Raw genomic sequence first — 20,925 nt, forward strand, 5'->3', positions numbered from 1 at the left:
ACCGAAGGTACATGCGCAACTAAGGCCCTGCTTCAGCCCTATTGCCATTTCCCGTAAGCATATTCTGTTGCCAATCAGGATTGGGAATTGCTCAATTACAGATCGCTCTATGTCGGGTCGATCTAGTGAATGAAGCAATTAAATTTTGCACGAGTTTTTGGACCTTTTTTGCTGTACCTAAGCCATGCATCTTCGTAGTTCCCAGCGATGACTTTACTCCGTTTTATTGTCCTGCTAACGCTGACTCGCACAAGCTGGTCATCCTCGCTGCTGGCTGTCCTTGTTCTGTCTGTTCTGTCGTCTCCTGCCCTTGCCGACGCTGGATCTGAAGCAGCTGCGCAACCGCTAGAGCCCAAGCTACAGACAGCTCTATCTGTACCGCCGCCTCAACCATTGTCTGCACCTGCTGCCGCCAGCAATAAAGAGCAATTGCCCGGTTGGCTCGGACAGGGTGGTGCCTCCGTGGACGCTTCAGCCGACCCTAGCCCAGCTCAAGCCGAACTGCCGCCTTTGCCACCTCTGCCACCATTGCCGCCATCCCTCAGAAGGCGAGCGGCCCAATCCACTCTGCGGCCCACTGGCACAACACCGCCCTTGACCCCTTTGCCGCCGAGCTTGCGACCGCGTAGCTCACCGCAGCCAGCTGTGTCAGCAACGCCAGTACAGGTCCGGCAAACGCCGCCGCTACCACCATTGCCACCGACTTTAGCTAGACGGCTTAGGCTACCTCCTGAGCCAACTGCTCTACCTGATGCGTCCGAGTTAGGCCCGCAACAGTTACCCCCGCAGCTGGCCCCCGAAGCCAACGGCGTTCTAGAGCAAGGCGTTTTAGAACAGGCGAGTGGCACCTTGGTGAGCATGGCTGCGCAGGGACAGAGCGACCTAGAAACGGCGATCATTCAGCAAACTACCGCAGCCCAAGGCACTAGCCTGCGCGGCAACCGACGGGCCTCCGCCCGCGATCTGCGTTTCAATCAGGCTGCCTATCAGCGCCGCAGCCAACCCAACGTTTCCACCTCCGAACCGCCACCGGAGGCCTTGCTGAGCAACTCTGGCCTCCAGCCTGCCTTGACTTTGCAGGGCGTTTTACTCAACACCGACGGCGACACCTCAGCCCGTTTGCGGTTGACCGGGCGCTATCCGCTAGGACGGCAAGTTTTGGTAGGCGCGAGCGTAGATCTGGCCAGTGGTTCGATTTTTGTACCTAACAGCCAGTCAGATGGTCTGCTGCTCAATGAGCTGTACATAGCCGCATCACCACCCGGCTTGCCAAACTTACGCTTTGCTGTGGGGCAGCTCGACCTGACCTCATACTTTGACCGCAACAGCTTCGCGAAGGACGCTGCTACTCACTTTTTCAATCCAGTATTCGCCACGAACCCGGCGATATCTTCGAGTAACACTCTCTCTCGCCCAGCCGCCCTAGTCAATTGGTCGCCCTCCGATAGTTTGGAGTTCAAGCTGGCAGGCTTCTCCTCAAGGTCCAACCTGGCTGACCTCCAGTTAGACAGCATTGCGGGCGAGGTAGCGGTTCGGCCCATCCCCAACGCTATCCTGCGCGCAACTTACGTTTCCAGCCGCGATGGCGGTGAGCGCTCGGGCTATGTCGAAGCTGGACGGGGGCCTGACGGCAATGGTTTGGGCGGCGTGGATCGCATTGGCCGCAACGACCGCGAAGAAGCCTTTGGCATCAATGGCGAATTTTTTATTCCGCAATACAACCTGGGCTTATTTGCTCGCTACGGTCACTATCGCAACTTGAACCAGGACCAAGAGGCCAACACCTACAGCGTCGGCTTGAATCTGCTGGATCTGTTTTTGCCGGATGACCGTTTGGGCCTGGCCTACGGACAGCAGTTGAGCGATGACGATCTGCGCCGCGCCGATGATGAGACACCGAGTGTGGTCGAGCTGTTCTACGACTTCCGGTTAACTCAGGCGCTACGGGCTGGCTTCTCTGTGCAGGTCCTCCAAGACGAAACCGTATTGGGATTCCGAGTGCGGACAGACCTTGATCTGCTGCCGCGCCGCCGTGCCGCTCTTGATGTTCAGCCTTGAGGTGCACTCATGCCACAACGACGCAGAACCCGATTGGGGTTAAGTCTGCTAACCCTCATTTTGAGTAGCCAATTAGGTCTGAGCCCCGCCGCTTTAGCTCAGGCCAGCTTGCCTATAGAGGTTCGGCAGGGCTACGACCAGATTCAGCGGGGGTTAGTGCTCCAGGCCATTACCACGCTAGAGCAAGCAGTCCGCCGCTATCCCAATTCCGCAGCAGCTCAACTCGGTTTAGCCATTGCCTACCGGCGGCAGGGTTTGGATGAAAAGGCGCTCAACGCTTACGAGCGCGTGGTTCAGCTCGACCCCACTAATGAAACAGCCCTACGCGGCGTTGGCCTATTAGGCGCTTACCGTCCAGCCTGGCAGCAACGCGGCATTCGCGCCCTCAGTGCCCTGTTGGAACGTCTGCCCAACGACCAAAGTGCACGTCGCCAACGGGCAAATCTTTACCGCTTCTCTCGCAACTGGGCCCAGGCTGCCGCTGACTACGCAATTTTGCTGCGTAGTAATCCAGACGTGACACTGCTGGTGGAGGCTGCTCAGGCTTACAACTGGGGCGGTGGTTATCCTCAGGCGCTAGAGCTGTTTGAGCGGGCGCAAGAATTGGGTCAAGTTCCGCGGGGCGATGCCGCTCTGGCCTACGGCAACAGCTTGGGCCGCAGTGGGCGTTTGCCTGAGGCAACTGAGGTTCTGGTTACCCTGATCCGTCAAGAGCCGGTCAACTCACCGCGTGCCGAAAATGCTGTGGCACTGTTGACCGGGCTTTATGCCGACCGCAACGACCAGGAAGGGCTCTTGCGGCTCTACGCACAACTGCTAGAGCGCAGTCCTGACAATGCCAATCTCAACCTGGCCTACGCGGCAACTGCTTATTCTTTAAACCGCATCACCCCAGCCCAAGCAGAACAGGTGCTCGATACCTGGCTCACGCGAGCGCCTCAGTCGAACGAGCTGCCAGCCGCGCTCTACACCCTAGTTGCCCAACTGCCCCCAGACTTGGCCCGCGAAGATCTCTATCAAGCTTTGATTCGTCGTAATCCCAACGATGGTCGCATTGCCGAGCGCTATGCCCAAGCGCTTGTAGCTCAAGGCCCGCAACAAGCTCAAGTGCGGGTTGAAGCCCTAGCCAACAACACCCCTAGTGTCACCACCTATCTGCTAGTCGGTCGGGTATCCCAAGCCCTGGGCAATTACGACCGCGCCGCTGCTGCCTACGACAGCATTTTGGTGCAAAATTCCCGCAATTTGGACGCCCTGCTGGGTTGGGCTCAGTCTGAGGCGGCACGTCGTAACTTCGAACTGGCCCGGCAGCTCTACAGCGAGGCTCAGGGTATCCTGGCGCAGTCGTCCAACCCGGACCCTGGCCGTCAGATCCAAATCGACCGTGGCTTGACTGCCGTCCTCCGGGGCGATGGACAGCCACAGGCCGCCCTGAGCCAATTGGAACAACTTCAGAACCAAACTGCGCTCTCACCGGATCAGCAGGCTGATATTCAGCGCGAAATGCAGGATATCGAGCAGGGTTTTCTGCTGCAACGGGGCTTTCAACCGCCCTGGGAGCGCTACTAGCCATGACCTATCTGCCCTTCTAGATCATGTTTCACCGATTGCATCGACGCTTGTTTCGTTGGTTGTCTGGTTGGCTGCTCTTGCACCGCCGAGGTTCTTACTTAGCTGGATGTCTGCTCCTGTGCCTGCCCCTTTGTCTGCTAGTCACTGGCTTGACGGCGGTGCGAGTGACCGCCCAAAGTTTTGACCAGAGCTTGGAACGTCAAGAAAACCAGGTCATTCGTGAGTTCGCCCTGCCCCGTGCGCCACGCCGCGCCCCGGTTGTTCGTCAGCGCCCGCCTGCACCTGCACCTGCGCCACGTTTAGCACCCGCTCCCCGTCCAGCGGCTCCCCGTCCAGCAGCACCCCGCGCAACAGCCCCAGCTGAACCAGAATCTACAGCTCAGGCAGAGCGACCTGTCTCTAAGCCAGCCCCAGCTCAGCCTGCGGCCCAGCCCAGTTTGCGCCATGAGTTGTTATTCAATCGCAGCCCTGTTGTTGGCAATCGTCTGCGCTTGCAGGGACAACTGGCTGAGAGTCGTCTGGCTTTTTCTCGCCCTGCCAGTTGGGAGGTGCAGTCGGTGCAAGCGATCATTCGCTTTCGCCATTCCCCTAACTTGGTCGCACCCCAGTCCAACTTAACGGTGCGAGTCAACGAAACTAGCTTGGGCAGTGTGCCCCTCAGCCAACGTGACCTCAATATTGGCGAGATGCGGGTACCGGTGCCAGTCAATCTGTTGCAGGACTACAACGAGGTTGCTGTAGTTGCCCAACAGCGCACTGCTGGCGACTGCTCTGACCTTAATGACCCTGCCCTCTGGACCGAGGTGCTACCAGATTCGCGTCTGGTCTTTCAGTTTCGGCCTAAACCGATGGCCCTAGACTTTAGTCAATATCCCCGTCCGTTCTTCGACCCGCTGAGTCTGGAGACAACCCGGATTAGCTATCTACTGCCTAGCCAGGTGGATCCAGACTGGCTGACAGCAGCGGCCCGGCTCAGCGCCCACTTTGGGCGGCTGGCACAATTCCGGCGTTTAGATCAAGGCTTAATTACTTCGCTTAGTGCTCAAGAGCGTTTGCGAGATTGGGGCAGCATTGCGATCATCGGCACCCCAGCCAGCCAGCCCTCGCTCAATAGCCTGGATCTGCCCTTCGCCATCCGGGGCGGCCAGCTTGTTGATGGTGCGGGACGGGTGTTACCGCCAGATGTCGGTGTACTGATGGCTGTGACTGGAGGCCCGGAACAGGCCCTACCCGTCCTGGTTGCTAGCGGCAATGGCGCTGAAGGCGTTGCTAAGGCGGTACAGGCACTCGTGCAAGCACCGGATCGGGCAATTGCCGTGGGTCAGGCAGTGTTGGTGGATCAACTAGAAGCCGTGCCAAGTCCTTCGGGCCAAACCTGGCCTGGGTACCTGCCTACAGGAGAGCGCTTTGGCCTCAGCGACTTGGGCGTGACTCAAGATGTCACCTTGCGCGGTATGTCGGCGCCCGCCCTTAATCTAGACTTCCGAGCGCTGCCCAGTGAGGCTTTTGACTCGCGCCGCAATACCATGACCCTGAGCTACAGCCATAGCACGCAGGTGGATCCGCGCAACTCCTCGGTGGAAGTGCTGCTCGACGGCGTAACTCTGGCCTCGGCCCCGCTAGAAGTTAACCGGGCGGAGCGCCGCACGCTCAATGTGCCACTGCCTGGTAATTCGATCAAACCGGACTCGCAGTTGCAGGTCGCCTTTCGCCTCAGCCCTCAGAACCGCAACGCCTGCGGCGCCAGTGCCGATCAACAGCTTTGGGGCACCATCCATGCTGGCGATACCAACTTTCAGCTCAACCGCTATGAATCCTTCGAGCTGCCAGATCTAAAGTTACTGCGCTACGGCTTTCCCTTTGCTGCACCGCAGGACCTCTCTAGTACCGCGCTGGTGCTACCCGATAATCCCTCGCCCATCGAAATCGGGCTGATGTTGAGTAGCGCTGAGCGCTTGGGCCGTCTCAGCCAAGCCGACTCGGTGCAGCTCCTGGCTGTGACCCTCAGCAAGCTCAACCGCCAAGCCCAACTGGACCACCATCTAATCGCCTTGGGCCGTCGGGAACGCTTTCCGTTGCCAGAGGTGCTTGAGGCCAAAGCCGAGGGGTTGCGCTTGGACAGCGTGCTGGGGCGCTTGCGCGGCCAAACTCGCTTGCAGGCTCTACCCGATAGCCAGGGTTTGATCACCGAAACCCTCTCACCCTGGAACAACGAACGGGCAGTGCTGGCCCTCACTGCACAGACCGATGACGGCCTGCGTCAGATTCAAGACTTGTTGCGGCAAGACCAGCGCTTCTTCCAGGTCCAGGGCGATACCGTGTTGCTGAATGCCGATGCCTCGCTCAAGGTACTGACTCGTTTGCCGCCTCGCCGCATCGAGAAGCTGAATGGCATTCAGCGCTGGACCCACTTTCTCGGTCAGAACTGGTACCTGGTGCCGTTTATCACGGTTTTGAGTGCGCTGCTGCTCTTTGGCCTCGCACAGCTCTACATCCAACGAACAGCACAACGACGGGAGTCTGTGTAAGGCATGGTCAAGCGTCATGGTTAAAAGAGTAGAAGGCAGTGTCGTCGAGACAGACGCTACAGCAGCACTACCTGAGAGACGAGAAGGTACGTTCAATCGGTTTCCCTTTAACCGCTTGAGCCAGGGGCAGGTCGTGCTGCTGCTCCTGGTTTTGACCCTGCTCAATATCCCTCTGATTGTGGCCTCAGTGGAGGTGTGGCAGCAGGGCTTGATTGGACTGGGGCTCACCTTGCTGGGCCTGGTGTTAGGGCGGTGGGATCGGCTGCGGGGCTTGCTGGTATGGCTGAGCTTGCTGGTCACCTTTCGTTATCTGTACTACCGCACGGCCTACACGCTCAACTTAGATAGCGGTTGGTTGAACGCGGTCTCCAGCGTTCTGCTCTATGGCGCCGAGTTGTACGCTGTGCTCACGCTGGTGCTGGGCTACTTTCAAACGACTTGCTTGCTAGAGCGCCAACCCGTCCCCCTGCCCAAAGACCCCAAGGCGCTGCCCTGGGTTGATGTTTACATTCCGACCTACAACGAAGACGTCACGATCGTGCGCGAGACTGCGCTGGGGGCAACCAGGATTGATTACGCCCACAAACAGGTCTACATCCTCGACGATGGTCGTCCAGACCGCTACCCCGTAGGTGACTCCCGGCGCTTGCTAGCCCAGCAACGACGGGAACTGTTACGGGCCATGTGTAGTGAATTGGGTTGTACCTTACTCACGCGAGGCGACAATGACCACGCCAAAGCAGGCAACATCAATCAAGCCCTAACTCGCACCACTGGCGAACTGATTCTGATCCTCGATTGCGACCACATTCCAGTGCGTAACATCTTGAAGGAAACCGTCGGTTTTTTCCGAGACCGGTTGGTATTCATGGTGCAAACGCCGCACTGGTTCTATAACCCCGATCCGTTTGAGCGCAACTTAATTGCTGCTGGGCAAGTGCCCCCAGCTAATGAACTCTTTTACAAAACCATTCAACGGGGCAATGACTTCTGGAACGCAGCCTTCTTCTGCGGTTCAGCAGCAGTAGTACGGCGAGATCTGCTACTCGAAGTGGGCGGCATTGCTGTAGAAACAGTCACCGAAGATTGCCATACCTCGCTACGCCTGCATAGCCGAGGTTACAAGTCGGTGTACTACGGCAAAACCCTAATCGCCGGGCTTGCCCCTGATAGTTTTGCGGCCTTGATTGGGCAACAGGTGCGCTGGGCACGGGGCATGGCGCAAATTTTGCGACTGGAAAATCCTCTGTTCAAAGAAGGGCTGAGTTTGCCCCAGCGCCTCTGCTACTTTGGCGCTACGTTTCACTTTTTCTATGGCTTGCCGCGCTTGGTTTATGCCTTGGCGCCAGTGGTATTTTTGCTGTTTGCCATCAACCCAGTTAAGGGCTTGGGTTTGGAAACTGCTGCCTTTGCTGTGCCGCACTTGCTACTGTCTTCCTTTGCCAATTTCTCTGCCTATAAAAAGGTTCGCTTCTCGTTTTGGAGCGAGGTCTATGAGTTTGCCTTGTCTTTCTACACCGCTTGGGCCACGACGCTAGCGTTGCTCAACCCCAAAGCCGGTTCGTTTAACGTCACTGACAAGGGGCGCTCGATTCAAGAACGGGTATTTGACTGGCGCTCGGCCCGCCCACTGCTGGCGGTGACAGGTCTGCTGCTGCTCTCGGTGCTGGCCATTCCAGTCTGGCTGTTATTTGAACCCGAAGCTTGGCAAGCGGTGTTGCTGAACGCCATCTGGTGTTTTTACAACCTGGTGCTGGTCGTCTGTGCGTTGTTAGTCAGCCTGGAGCAACCGCAACTGCGCCGCTCTCACCGCCTCGACCGACAGCTGAATGTGCTGGTGCATGGCTCAGGCACCTCTTGGATCGGTCGCACCCTGAATATCAGCAAGCGGGGAGCCCTGGTGCAGCTGGAGGGCTGGCAGGTGTTGCCACCGCAAGTGGAACTGGAGATCTTCGGCGACTACGACGCCTGCGTTAGTCTCAATGCCACGGTGGTTCGGGTCGAACCGCAGGCTGACGACAAGACCTACGTGTCGTTTGATTTCGCCCCTTACTTGATGCAGCAGCAACGGGACCAGCTCTCGCTGGTGCTGTTCAGTGATGTGCGTCAGTGGTCTTCCCAGGACCATCACAATCTGGACCGCCCTCTACGCTCGCTCTGGATGATCGCCAGTACTCTGGTGCGTACCGTGCGCAACCCACAACCGGCTCGCAGTCGTCGTCTGCGCTTGCAAATTGCAGCAGTGGCTCAGTTGGACTGGGGAGACGGCACTACCAGCTTGACCAAACTAACTGCAATTGACCTGGCAGGCGTGCGGCTAGAAGTGAGTGCCGAGATTGCTCAGCAACTGGAGCTACGCTCTCGCACGCGTCCGGTCCTTAACCTGAGCATTCAGCGCAGTGCAGATACTCCGGAGCTAGACCGCTTTATCGTCAGCGTTCCAGTGCGCCAATTTCACCCACCGGGACCAACGGGAGCCAGTAGATCTAATAAGCTACGGGAAACTACCAAGGTAGAACTGGAATTTCCAGTGCAGCTTCAGCCCCAGCAAGAGAGCCGTTTGCAAGCTGTTTTGTACCAACTGGACCAGAACTACAGGCCTCAAGTTGTGCAGTAGCTATGCGTCAACACTTCAGGCATAAACCCTAGACAAAGGGCCTAGAAAAGGCCCTAGACAAAAGCCCAGCCGTTCTCGCCTATCTGTAACCCTGCTGCACTCTGGATTACTGCAATCAGCTCAGTCTGACCTGCACCGGTATAGAAAAGGCCGGTGCCATTCTCTAGACCGGCGGGAACTGCCCCTAACCGATAATCTGAGGCTGCACCGTGTAACTGGATTGTGTCTTCAAAGGGGTTAAAGCCGACAATGCGGGCATAATCACCCAAGCCAGTGCTCTGGGAATTGCCGTCGTTGTAGAAGGCAGCAGCATTGGTTCCCAATACAAAGCGGTCTGCACCGCCACCGCCGATCAGCACGTCGCGCTCATTCACACCCAAGACACTGGGCGCTGTACCCGTTAGCAGATCATTACCGGCACCGCCGACTAAACGGTCATCGCCAGCGCCACCAGTGAGCAGGTCATTGCCAGCACCGCCATTGAGGACGTTATTGAGGGCATTGCCTGTGAGCCGGTTGTTCAAATCATTGCCGTTACCGACTGTGGCAGAGCCAACCAGGGCTAGATTCTCCAAGTTGGGTCGCAGGGTTGCGTTGACAAAAGCCCGAACCGTGTCAATGCCTGCGCCCAGTCCCTCGTTAGCGATATCCCCGGCACTATCGATGATGTAGGTGTCGTTGCCAACCCCGCCGAGCAGTTGGTCATTGCCCAAACCGCCGTTGAGGAAATCATTACCAGCAATGCCCACAAGCCGGTCATTGCCTGCTTCGCCCATCAAGCGATTATTGCCAGCATCGCCAAGCAAAACATCATTGCCCGCGCTGCCAATCTCCTGTACTGAAGTCCGTGCGGTCATAGAGGAGCCAAGTGCGGTATTAGCGTCGAGCTTGACATTGGTCCCCCCAATCGTCACTTGCTGACTAATGGGTCCGCTCAAGGTTCCGCCTGAAAAGGTTACCGTATAAGCGCCGCTCGGCAGTTGCATTTGATAACCACCTGCGGTCATCGTGGTTCCAGTAAACGTACCGGCAGTTCCGGTCGCCTGCACTCGGATCTGGCCTAAACCTTCACCGTTGTCGTAGAAGTTATCTCGATCAGCGTCCTTAAACACGACGCCCAATAACCAGGAATTGCCAAAGTTGGAACGATTACCAAAATCTTGGGTAATCACTAGGGGGCCAAGCCGATTGTTGGTACCGTTCGTCGTGGTAATGCCAATGCCAACTTCCCGGAAGTTGCGGCTCATGATATTGGCGCGATGTCCTGCGTTCAGCTGTATGCCTGTGCTGGTATTACCCCAGTCAATTGCTAAGCCGGCATGACCTTGTAGGACTGAAGTTGCATAAGCGTAGACATTTTCACCAAGGTTAGACCAGTTGCCATAACCGTTATTGATCGCACGACCACTCAGGGGCGCTTCACCGGCTACTTGGTGAGTTTGTGTATTTTGGCTAATCATTGCCTGGTTATGAGCATGGGCACCACTGTATAGCGCTCCTGACCAGGCTAAAGGCTGAGCTGGAGTCAAGGCGCTCCATTGTGAAGCTAAGACAGAGGCGTTGACCTTGAATTGAAGTAAGGCTGAGTTAATTGCCGGATCAAGCGAATGCAAAGGATTGACGCTATTGACCAAGGCGTTCAATCCTGCAGTTGGATTAATCCGCATCTGATTGATCCGCTCAAGCATCTCTTGCTCAAGCCCGCTCGGATTGAAAACCATAATTGTCCCCCCGTAATCAGCAATTCTTTCGTTCTTGATTGCTAATGAGCAGCTTAACGGGGACTGAGAAGCAATTATAAGAGTGTTTATCCGTAAAACGACGACATCTTTTTTGGTTGATCTCTGTAGGTTTACAGAAATTTTATAGAGGGTTTTGTCTAGGAAGCTTGGGCTGACAAGGTTACCCACTTTTGAACTGTTTTATGCTTCTTTTCTGATCCGAATAATATGAATTTCTAATGAGTTGAGCTTAAGCCGTAGTCTTACTGATAGGCGTTAGTAGTCCTACTGAGTCTTGGTTTAGCTTTAGCAATATTTCCCTTAAGTTCTCAGTTTAAATCTCAGGTTGAGGGATAATTAGTCTCCTCTCTTCCCGTATTAGCACTGAGCTAACACTTAAACTCCTGCTTAACAAACTGATAATACTGACAGGTTGCCTTGCCAAGCCCTCTCGGTGCGCAAGTCTGAACCGAGAGGGTGTTGAAACGGCCAAGGTTGCGACTTGCCTGGGTGCAGAAGTTGTAGTTATGTGGTCTGGAGTTGCTTGAGACGGGCCAGAACTTCGCTGCTGTGGCTGGATGGATTGACCAGCACGAATTCCTCGCGGATCACGCCTTCTGGGTCGATGATGAAGCTGTTGCGCAGGGAAATATCGCCCATCCAGGAGCCGTAAGCCGCGCTGACTCGACCGTTGGGGTCTGACAGCAAAGGAAAGGTGAGCCCTTCAGAGTCGCAGAACTTGGTGTGAGACGAAACGCTATCGGCACTGATGCCCAAAATCTGCGTGTTGAGCTTGCGGTATTGGGGCAGGTCTTTCTGGAAGCGGCGGGCTTCTAAAGTGCAGCCAGAGGTGAAGTTTTTGGGGTAGAAGTACACCACCAGCCACTGCCCGCGATAGTCCGACAGACCAATTTCGCCATCTCCAGCGTTGCTAGGTAGGGTAAATTCTGGTGCGGCGCTATCTAAGGGCGGCAGGTCAGTGGTTCCCCACTGCGCGAGGGCAGGCGAAGCCTGAAAGCACAACAGGCAGGCCAAACAACTGCTCAGGAAAACCTGCAACAGGGGCAAACGCTCCAAAGAACGGCGCAAGAAGTCGAGCATGGACGGAAGGCTCAAAGTTTACTTAATGTAACTTTACAACCTCGTCTGTGCTGAGCTGCTAGGTCAGAGCTTTTTAGTTCTTACCAAGTTTTAGAGCGGCTGTTTAGCGGGTACTGGGGGGCAAAGCTAGATCCCACCAGGCAGGGGGCGGAGCTTCAACCGCTCTGCGAGGTCTGTAGGTCCGGTCAATGTCGATGGTTTCGCCCACGGTTCGGTCAGGAGACCAGGTTTGCGCAGAGGATGAGGCTGAGCTGCTTTGCGCTGGTGTTGTAGTCCCGGGGGCAGTGGGTGCGCCTGGAGCTACAGGAATGGGAGGCGGTAAAGCGGTGACGTTGGAGGGTGCGTTGTTACCGGTGGCGGGGTTGGGGCTGCTGGGGGAGCGACTGCCGCTGTTGGTTTGTTGCAGAGCTGGCTCTCCTGGCAGTTGAAACCGGGGCGGCGGGACAGAAGAGGAGCGGCAGGTGTTGTAGCCAACCCCTGTGGACGGATCAACCACGGCAACAGAGACGCGACTAGCGGCTGAGGCGCAATTGACGACGGGGATGGGCAATACTACCCGATAGCCATCGGTAGTCGTGATGGTTTGCGCTGAGGCTGGAGCCATCGAGACTGGACCGAGGGGCAATACCAGGGCCGCGGCCCCGAATAGAGTAGTCAGAACCGCAAAGGATGACTGGGGCATGGGAACAACCAAAGGCCTCTCCTCCCATCAAAGCACTGGAAGCTGGAGGCAGGCGTTGTGCTTAAGCACTTTTACGCCTTTTGATGTACTGATTTTGATGCCCTAGCTGAACTTTAGCTCTGGCGCAGGGCCAGCTGAATCAATTGACTGGACAGGTTGTAAACGGTGATCGGCGGGCGACCGGGATCGGCGGGAATACGATTGGTTTCGATCCATTGGTTGGCGTCGAGATTGCCGAGCAAACGGCTGACATCCGATTGGCTAAGGCCCGCGTAGACGACTAGGAGGGAAATGGGGGCATGGGCAGTGCGGCTGCGCGGATCGGTGAGGTTGGCGAGGGCTAGCAAGATGCTTTTGGAGGCAGCGGGTAGGCGAATTTCACGAGTGATGTAGTCCCAGAGTAGAAGACGAATTTGGGAGGGGTTGGAGGGGGTCATTAGGGCCTTAAGGATTGGAGATAGGGATGGGAGTGTAAAAACTGCGCAGGTTGAGGTCGAGATCTAACTGGGCTTTGCGTTGTTGCCACAAGCGACGCAAGTAAGCAATGGCATCGGGGGCATAGGTGAAGCGTTGGAGTTCGGTTTTGAGCAATTGGCCGAGTTCTTTCAGGGCTTGATGGCTTTCGCAAGTGCGAATGGCTTGAACGCAGGCTTCGAGCCATTGAATGAGATTGCGGTAACTAATGAATTGGCCACCGCGATCTTTGCGATGCACAAATAAGACGTTGGCCCATTGTTCGAAGCGCAAAATACAGTCTTGGGTAATGCCTAAATAGGTGGCGAGATAGCTGAGAGAAATCTCGAATTGACGCGGATCGATCAGTTGCAAAAGTTTGCGCATGGGGAGGCGAGTTGTAGAAGAGAGGCGGCAATGTTGCACTGGGCAGGAAGACCCTGCCCCTACGGAATTCATGATTGAAAACCGAGGGGTTTGCAATTTCACAGTCGTGGGTAGGGGCAGGGTTTCCCTGCCCTTTAGAGGCGTCAGAATGCGGCCCTTGGGTAGGGGCAGGATTGCCCTGCCCTTACCGGGATGCCGCCGCAATGATTGAGCCACCCCGATGATTTCCATAGCAAGTCGGGGTGGCTAATGAGGTGTTAAAATCACCTGTCAGCCGCCGGACTGCCTTGTGCGCAGTTAGGGGGTTAGCTATCTAGGAGTTGCTTCAAGCTTCTAGGTAGCGCTTAAGTTTTTGGGGTGTTTTTCGATAGGCAAAATCCTCTCCTGCGAGTAATGAAGAAAACACTACCAGAGGAGCGGATTTGTTGCAACTGTTTGTTCTGGGGCTTTGTTCTGAGGTTCAGGATTGATTGAAGGCTGCGGCAATTGCCCGGAAGTTCTCTAGCCCTGCTGCCAGACTTTCGACAATCTCAGTTGCTAACACGTCTGGATCAGGCAGGTTGTCCAGGTCAGTGTCTAGGTCAGTTGGGCTGTTGTCCTTGAGCCAGAAGATATCGAGGCTGGTTTTGTCTCTGGCCATTAGGTCTTCAGTTAAATTTGGTCAGGGTCTTCGCCTAATTCTCGCAATCTTGCAGCTAATCGTTCTGCCCGTTCTTCTGGAGTGAGGTAGCGGGTTCCCTGAGCATCGAACCAGCAGAGTAACTCTTGGGGCGTGCCACCAGAGACAGACTGAAAACGACCAATCCCTAAGCCAATTTCTGGCATCCAGAAGGGTTCGCCAATTTGTAGTTGATAGTCACCGTCGATCAGTTTGTAAACCTCGAAGGGTTGGTGTCTATCTCGTTGCCAAAACTCAGGGTTATAGATGACGTAGTACAAAACACCTAATTTTCTGTAGATCTCTAACTTCTCGTCGTACTCGCCTCCAGGAGACCAGGAGACAATTTCCAGGGTCAAGATTGGAACAATTCCGTTTTCTTCCCAGGTAATGTAGCTTCTGCGAGATTTACCACCCTTGCGCCGTTCAACCCCCAAGCTTAAGAAGCCATCGGGGACAATGGGTACTCGTGGATGGGCTCCAGTGGTGTGGTAGATGCCCATATCCGCACCAAAATACCAGTCTGTGCGCTGCGCCCATATCATTTTTAGGAGGAACAGCAAGACATTAGGTATCAAGTTTTGGTCTTCGTTATCCACAGGTATATCGTCGGAGTCGGGTAACTCATCGCTGGTGGGCAGGTTGTGAAAAAGGTCGGATTGGACCATAGGACAACCGGGATTTGCTGGGTGTTTTTATGGTAGGTGATTTCAGTTTGTTCAGTGTAGGTGAAGGTTTAGTGATGAAGCTAGCGAACATCTCATGCTTGCCTCAGTGTCAGAATCTCGCCGTCCCGTTACAGTGAAATAACCTGTCATCAGGGAATCCTTCAAAGCCTTGCTGATCAGTTTATAACCTTGCTGTCTAGACTAACTAAATAACTTATCTACTAGCCTGAGTCATCTTGGCCGCTAGCGAGGGACTAGGGAACTTGTCCGCTTTAAACCACTTCAGCATTTAGTTTCACCAGGGTCAAACTTAGTTTGAGAGAGGCGTAACTTAGTTTCATCGTGCTTATATTTAGTTTCACCAAGCTTGAGACTAGTTTTGCCGGGCTTGAGATTAGTTTCATCGCGCTGAAATCTAGTTGAATCGCGATTTAGTTTAGTTTCATCGGGCTTACTTTTAGTTCAATCGCGATTTTAGGGAACTCTAGCTTTTTATGGCTCGAATCGCTGGGAACTGTCTAGCACGCGATCCCCACTGCTGATGACGATTGCTCAGCGTCAAGCCATGATGAACGAAGTTCGAGACAAAGCTGAGATGGGAATATCAACGCAAAAAAACAGGGACACATATGTGCCCCTGGCCCTATTCACTCAGTTAATGGTGAGGTTGTCAGAAACTAAAGGTCTTAACCAACCGCCGCGAAATAGTCCTTCGACTTCTCGGGCGTGGGGGTCATGGTTTGAGCCCCAGGAGTCCAACCAGCGGGGCAAACTTCATCTGGGTGAGACTGGGTGTACTGGAAGGCTTGCAATACCCGCAGCGTCTCATCAACGTTGCGGCCAACCGCAAGGTTGTTGATTGTGGCATGCTGGATCACGCCCTCTTTGTCAATGATGAACAAACCACGCAGGGCAACACCCGCCGCTGGATCCAGAACGTTGTAAGCTGTGCTGATCTCTTTCTTAATGTCAGACACCAGAGGATACTTCAGCTCGCCCAAGCCACCAGCCTTGCGGTCGCTTTGGATCCACGCCAAGTGGGAGTATTCACTATCTACCGAAACACCTAACACCTCAGTGCCAAGAGCCTTAAACTCATCGTGGCGATCGCTGAAAGCAATGATTTCCGTTGGGCAGACGAAGGTGAAGTCGAGAGGATAGAAGAACAGCACAACGTACTGTCCCCGATAGCTGGACAGCTTGACGGTCTGAAACTCCTCGTCTACTACTGCAGTTGCTTCAAAGTCAGGAGCCAGTTGTCCAACGCGCAGACATTCGCTCATAGTTTCCCAATAACCTCGCTTAACTTTCGTCCAATGTCCATCGAGCCGTGCATGTCTGGCAGACTACAGCCAGTTCAAACCATGAGGCCCTGATTCCTTTCGAACTATATCATAGTCATAACGAGTTTGATCACGTGTGCTGGGGGGAGCCAACCGACCATGACCAAAGCCGAAATCAGCCCAATCTCAGTGATGCAAGGCAGTGAAACCCAAGTGTTGCATCCCCGGCAAGATGAGCCGGACCAACGCGAATGGCTGTTAACGGATGGTCTTGGCAGTATGAGTAGTGGTACCCTCTGCGATGCCCACACGCGCACCTATCACGGTTTACTTGTCGCTGCCCTAGAGCCTCCGGTCGGGCGTACCCTGCTGCTTTCACGCCTGGAAGTCATCCTAGAAACCGAAGGCGAGGTCATTGAACTCAGCACCAACTTCTGGACCAGCGGCGTTGTCAGTCCTCTAGGCTTTGAAGTCCTGCAAAGCTTCACCCTTTCGCCCGTTCCCACCTGGGTCTGGTCAGGAACCACCGCCAATGGCAGCGACTGGAGCATCACTCGCCGCATTTTGATGCCCCATGCTGGCTTGCCTGCCGCCAATGGGGCCACACCGCTTTGCAGTCGCGTGTTGATCGAATACAGCTACCAAGGCAGCAAAACTGCCAACCTGATGGTGCGTCCGCTGATTGCCGAGCGCAGTTTTCACCATCAGCAGCGTTCTAGACCTGAGCTGTTTTTTACGCAGACCATGCAGCCGCAGCAGGTCGTGTTGCAAGCTCATCCGCAGCGGTCGCCAGGAGTGCCCTGGGCCTTGCGTTGGTCGAGCGGGCGTTACACCGCCGACGGCTTCTGGTACTGGAATCTGCAATATCCTCGTGAAACCGAGCGCGGCCTCAACGACCGAGAGGACCTATTCAGCCCCGGTTACCTCAGTACTCGACTGCTGCCGGGCGAGACGCTAACCCTAGAGGCCGTTGTGGCCGTGGGGGCCTCGCGAGCCACAAACTCAGAGATCCTGCTGCCTACGGATAGCCCTCCTAATTTTGAGCAGGAACTCAACCGAGAGAGCGAACGGCTCACTGGCTTGTTTGGCTCCCTACCCCTGTGGCAAGAACCAACGGGGGCGGCTTTGCTCAAGGCTAGCGATCAGTTTGTGGTGCATCGCATTTCCACGGATAGCCCCTCGATCATTGCCGGTTATCCCTGGTTCGATGACTGGGGCCGTGACCTGCTGATTGCACTGCCCGGTCTGGCCTTATGCACTAAGCGCTATGATTTGGCCCGCGAACTGCTGCAAACCTGCGCTCGTTACTGCCGCGATGGCCTGATCCCCAACCTATTTCCCGCTCCGGGGCAGGAGCCCCTATACAACAGCATTGACGCCGCGCTGCTCTGGATCGAAACCTTGGGGCTGTATCTCAACGCCACTCAGGACTGGGAATTTCTGGCCAGCCAATTCGGCACAGTGCAGCAGATTCTGAAGGGCTACATGATTGGCACCCACTATGGGATTCAGATCGATCCAGTTGACCAGCTGATCAGTTGGGGCGCGAGCAACGTTGCCCTGACCTGGATGGATGCCGTTGTAGACGGGCAAGCAATCACTCCGCGCACTGGTAAACCCGTCGAAATCAACGCGCTTTGGTATAGCGCGCTTTGCTGGGCTGCCGATTGGTCTGCTCGCCTAGACGACCAAAACCCGACGCGGGCCGATCGCTATCGCCAACGGGCCGAGCAGGTACGCGTGGCGCTACAACGCTTCTGGAATGCGGAGATCGGCTACCTCTACGATTGTCTGCGCCCCGATGGTGTGCCGGATGGCGCTATTCGCCCTAATGCTGTACTGGCTCTAGCGCTTCACCATTGCGGCTTTGAGGTTCCTCAGGCGCGACGGGTGCTGGCACTCGCCCGTGACTGCCTGCTCACCCCTGTGGGGCTGCGCAGTCTCGATCCCCATTCACCGGCTTACATTGGTCACTACGGTGGCAATGTGCAAAAGCGAGACCGGGCTTACCACCAGGGCAGCGTTTGGAGCTGGTTGATTGGGCCCTTTGGCCGGGCCTGGCGTCGCTTCTACCCGGATGAGCCCCTGTCTGTGAATCTGCAACCTCTGCTCACGCATCTCACCCAGGACGCCTGTATCGGTTCAATCTCAGAGATTTTCGATGGCGATGCTCCTTACACTGCTCAAGGAGCGGTAGCCCAGGCCTGGTCTGTGTCGGAACTCCTACGGCTGCTGATGGAGTGACCCCACAAGCTCAAGCTCCGATCCTGGAGGCATTGCTGGCGTGCCGCGCTCGTGGTGTGGCACCGTTTTATGCGCCCGGGCACAAAGGAAGCCCTCTGCGGGATCTCGAAGGCAAGCTACCTCTAGAGGCGGCAGTCTTTGAACTGGATCTGCCGGAGCTGCCAGAATTTGACAGCCTGCACGATCCACAGGGACCCATCCAGGCGGCGCAGCAACTGGCAGCCGAGCTTTACGGTGCCGCTCAGACTTGGTTTCTGGTCAATGGCTCGACCTGCGGCGTGCAGGCGATGATTTTGGCGGTGTGCAAACCGGGCGACACCATTCTGGTGCCTCGCAATGCCCATCGCTCGGTTGCGGCGGGCTTGATTCTGGCCGATGCGGTGCCGGTGTATCTGGAGCCGCAGGTTTGGCAGACGCAGGGCTTGGTTTTGGGAGTTTCGGCGCAGAGCGTGGCTGAGGCTTTAGCTACCCATCCTCAAGCGCGAGGCGTGTTACTGGTCAGCCCCAGTTATGACGGCATTAGTTGCGACTTGGCGCAGATTGCCGAGGTGGTCCATGATCACGGCCTGCCGCTGTTAGTGGATGAGGCGCACGGAGCCCACTTCGGTTTTCACCCCGACCTGCCGCCCTTGGCCCTAGCCTCAGGCGCCGACTTGGTGGTGCAATCTACGCATAAAACCCTCAGTGCTCTGTCGCAAGCCTCGATGTTGCATTTGGGCCAAGGGGGGCGCGTACAGCCGGGACGCGTTGCTCAAGCTTTGCGCCTGCTCCAGACCACTAGTCCCAGCAGTGTGCTGCTGGCTTCGCTGGATCTGGCTCGTCGTCAACTGGCTCTGCAAGGTAAGCAGTTGATGCAAGAGACCTTGAACTTGGCAGCGCAAGCTCGAAGCTGGAAGTTGGACCGCTTGCAGATCCTGGCCCCGCAGCATCTCCCTGCTGGATACCAGTTGGATCCCACTCGTCTCTGTGTGTTGTTGTCGGACTTGGCTCTAACTGGCTTTGACGCCGATGACTGGCTGCGAGAGCAATTTGGGGTGGTGGCCGAGTTACCCAGCTTGAGGCAACTGGTGTTTATCCTCAGCTTGGGCAATACGCAAACTCATCTAGAGCGGCTCAAGGCGGGGTTAGTGGCTTTGGAGGAATTTCCTAAGAGCCAGATCCAGAACGCACCATTGCCAGCACCGCCAACCAGCCCACCTCTGCGTCTATCACCTCGGCAGGCTTATTTCGCACCGGCAGTTGCAGTTCCCCTCGAAACTGCCATCGGTGCAATCAGTGCTGAGCTGCTATGTCCCTATCCACCAGGTATTCCAATCGTGATGCCCGGCGAAGAAATTACAGCTGAGATCGTGGACTATTTACATCTATTAAAAATGAGTCCTGGCTGCACAATTAGTGGCGCTGCTGATCCCCAATTGCGAACGATTCGAGTGGTGCAGTTGAGTTAGATCGCAAGTCTTACAGGCAGTCTTTTAGTTGGAATTAACCGTGGGGGCATTCGTCAACCTTGACTGGCAGTTCGACCAAGATCAGGAGTATAGAAACAACCCTGTAAGCCCTGCATTTATCCCCCACGATGAAGCGATCACGGAGCTGAAAGTTTTGCAGCTTAAGCGCAAGACTACATCCCAGGAATAACCGGATGGAAGTAGAAAGCTAAGCCCAGGATTGCGTAGGCAGCTAGTAACAGAGCTCCTTCTAGCCAGTTGGAGCGGCCATCGGAACTGATCGAATTGGTAATCAGTACCGCTACGGTAACCCCGACTAGTTCAAATGGGTTGAAATTCAGGTCCATCGGTTGCCCAATCACCCAGCCCGTCAGAACCAGAACTGGTGCGACAAACAGCGAGATCTGAAGGCTAGAGCCCACGGCGACTGAAACTGCCAAGTCCATCTTGTTTTTCATGGCCACGGTCACAGCGGTGATGTACTCAGCCGCGCTACCGACCAGCGGCAACAAAACTACGCCGGTGAACAAGGTGCTCAAACCGAGTTGCTTTGTCGCTTCCTCTAGGCCTCCCACCAGTAGCTCTGACTCCACCGCCACCAGCAGCGTCACCCCAAACAGCACGCCAATCCAGAGCGGCAAATTCACTTTTTCTTTTGCCGCGGCATCCTCTTCGTGCTCAACGGCGCTGACGTCGTAGAGGTAGCTGTGCGTCTTAATCGAGAACAGCAGTGAGAGCCCGTAAACCAGGATCAGCACCACCGCTACCGCAATTGACAGGTTGCGGATCGGTTCCTCCTCGATCCCCGTCGTGGTCGATACCACGGCTGCCGGCAGCAACAAGGCGATCACCGCCAAGTTCATTGTCGAAGCATTCACCCGAGCCACCGTGGGCTGAAACTCCTGCTCCTTGTAGCGCAAGCCACCTAGAAACGCCGACAACCCCATCACCAGCAGCAGGTTGCTGATAATCGTGCCGGTGAGACTGGCCTTGACGACTGCGATCAAGCCGGCATTGAGGGCCGTGAGCGCGATGATCAGTTCTGTGGCATTGCCGAAGGTGGCATTGAGCAGCCCACCGATGGTTGGCCCTGCCACCAGCGCGATCTCCTCTGTTGCCGTACTCATTAGACGGGCTAGGGGCAGAATTGCCAAGGCAGAAGTCAAGAAAATTGTGAGCGGACTCCAGTGCAGGAAATGCCCCGCGATCGAGATCGGGATGAAAAGGAGGGGCAGCTTGAAGATGATCGCTTTAACGCTGATTTGGGGTGTGGCAGTCGTGGATGTCATAGAACAGCGTGAGCAAGAACTGAACTGAAACTGAACCGAAACGGGTCTGGCAAGCTCTAGCGCCATGACTTCAGTTAGCTTAACGCCTGCCTCTCGACTGCGCACCCCCAGCTTGAACTAGGTGTGAACCCGCTATAGTGAGCGCTGTTAATTTGAATACGAAATCTAAAGCTAAATAGAGATTTTGCACAGTTCCTTGAGATTTTAGAGTTGAAT

15 protein-coding genes are annotated in these 20,925 nt (G+C 55.7%); 6 read left to right on the plus strand and 9 right to left on the minus strand.

Features of this window, described 5'->3' with window-relative positions; all coding sequences use genetic code 11:
* Nucleotides 1–207: 207 nt before the first annotated feature.
* From H6F94_RS12630 to bcsA, 4 genes are read left to right on the plus strand one after another with little or no spacing between them, the layout of a single operon-like run.
* Complete coding sequence (locus H6F94_RS12630) at nucleotides 208–2,058, plus strand: porin (RefSeq protein ID WP_190802593.1); 1,851 nt, start codon at nucleotides 208–210, stop codon at nucleotides 2,056–2,058.
* Nucleotides 2,059–2,067: 9 nt separating this feature from the next.
* Complete coding sequence (locus H6F94_RS12635; RefSeq protein WP_190802594.1) at nucleotides 2,068–3,627, plus strand: tetratricopeptide repeat protein; 1,560 nt, start codon at nucleotides 2,068–2,070, stop codon at nucleotides 3,625–3,627.
* 26 nt (nucleotides 3,628–3,653) lie between these two features.
* Nucleotides 3,654–6,158, plus strand: coding sequence for a cellulose biosynthesis cyclic di-GMP-binding regulatory protein BcsB (locus H6F94_RS12640; RefSeq protein ID WP_190802595.1), 2,505 nt, complete (start codon nucleotides 3,654–3,656; stop codon nucleotides 6,156–6,158).
* A 16-nt stretch (nucleotides 6,159–6,174) separates the two neighbouring features.
* Complete coding sequence (gene bcsA / locus H6F94_RS12645) at nucleotides 6,175–8,775, plus strand: UDP-forming cellulose synthase catalytic subunit (protein WP_190802596.1); 2,601 nt, start codon at nucleotides 6,175–6,177, stop codon at nucleotides 8,773–8,775.
* A 53-nt stretch (nucleotides 8,776–8,828) separates the two neighbouring features.
* Here the strand turns inward: bcsA and H6F94_RS32950 are convergent, their stop codons facing one another.
* From H6F94_RS32950 to H6F94_RS12685, 8 genes are all read right to left on the minus strand, one after another.
* Nucleotides 8,829–10,496 carry a CAP domain-containing protein gene (locus H6F94_RS32950; RefSeq protein ID WP_190802597.1) on the minus strand — a complete coding sequence of 556 codons (1,668 nt, stop codon included), beginning with the start codon at nucleotides 10,494–10,496 and terminating at the stop codon, nucleotides 8,829–8,831.
* A 525-nt stretch (nucleotides 10,497–11,021) separates the two neighbouring features.
* A complete protein-coding gene (locus H6F94_RS12655) occupies nucleotides 11,022–11,612 on the minus strand; it encodes a peroxiredoxin (RefSeq protein WP_242041160.1) in 591 nt (196 codons plus the stop codon).
* An 88-nt stretch (nucleotides 11,613–11,700) separates the two neighbouring features.
* Entirely contained in the window at nucleotides 11,701–12,279 is a 579-nt protein-coding gene (locus H6F94_RS12660) for a hypothetical protein (protein ID WP_190802598.1), read from the minus strand.
* A 113-nt stretch (nucleotides 12,280–12,392) separates the two neighbouring features.
* On the minus strand, nucleotides 12,393–12,716 hold the full coding sequence (locus tag H6F94_RS12665; RefSeq protein ID WP_190802599.1) for a hypothetical protein: 324 nt from the start codon (nucleotides 12,714–12,716) through the stop codon (nucleotides 12,393–12,395).
* Between the two features lie 7 nt (nucleotides 12,717–12,723).
* The gene (locus H6F94_RS12670; RefSeq protein ID WP_190802600.1) at nucleotides 12,724–13,350 is read right to left on the minus strand and encodes a hypothetical protein; all 627 of its coding nucleotides are present in this window, start codon (nucleotides 13,348–13,350) and stop codon (nucleotides 12,724–12,726) included.
* A 229-nt stretch (nucleotides 13,351–13,579) separates the two neighbouring features.
* Nucleotides 13,580–13,759, minus strand: a complete 180-nt coding sequence (locus H6F94_RS12675) for a hypothetical protein (RefSeq protein ID WP_199320382.1) — start codon at nucleotides 13,757–13,759, stop codon at nucleotides 13,580–13,582.
* Nucleotides 13,760–13,770: 11 nt separating this feature from the next.
* Nucleotides 13,771–14,445: a Uma2 family endonuclease gene (locus tag H6F94_RS12680; protein WP_190802601.1), complete on the minus strand. Its 675-nt coding sequence runs from the start codon at nucleotides 14,443–14,445 to the stop codon at nucleotides 13,771–13,773.
* Nucleotides 14,446–15,131: 686 nt separating this feature from the next.
* Nucleotides 15,132–15,728, minus strand: a complete 597-nt coding sequence (locus H6F94_RS12685) for a peroxiredoxin (protein ID WP_190802602.1) — start codon at nucleotides 15,726–15,728, stop codon at nucleotides 15,132–15,134.
* Nucleotides 15,729–15,887: 159 nt separating this feature from the next.
* Here H6F94_RS12685 and glgX point away from each other — a divergent pair, with 159 nt between their 5' ends.
* Both glgX and H6F94_RS12695 read left to right on the plus strand, forming a co-directional pair.
* Nucleotides 15,888–17,972 carry a glycogen debranching enzyme GlgX gene (gene glgX, locus H6F94_RS12690; protein ID WP_242041161.1) on the plus strand — a complete coding sequence of 695 codons (2,085 nt, stop codon included), beginning with the start codon at nucleotides 15,888–15,890 and terminating at the stop codon, nucleotides 17,970–17,972.
* Entirely contained in the window at nucleotides 17,969–19,420 is a 1,452-nt protein-coding gene (locus H6F94_RS12695) for an aminotransferase class I/II-fold pyridoxal phosphate-dependent enzyme (RefSeq protein WP_190802603.1), read from the plus strand. The genes glgX and H6F94_RS12695 overlap by 4 nt, the downstream gene beginning before the upstream one ends.
* Before the next feature lie 173 nt (nucleotides 19,421–19,593).
* Here H6F94_RS12695 and cax read toward each other — a convergent pair whose 3' ends face one another.
* Complete coding sequence (gene cax / locus H6F94_RS12700; RefSeq protein WP_199320383.1) at nucleotides 19,594–20,709, minus strand: calcium/proton exchanger; 1,116 nt, start codon at nucleotides 20,707–20,709, stop codon at nucleotides 19,594–19,596.
* Between the last annotated feature and the right edge of the window lie 216 nt (nucleotides 20,710–20,925).

Origin of the sequence: Leptolyngbya sp. FACHB-261 (assembly GCF_014696065.1) — a bacterium.
In the GTDB taxonomy this organism is placed as follows: domain Bacteria; phylum Cyanobacteriota; class Cyanobacteriia; order FACHB-261; family FACHB-261; genus FACHB-261.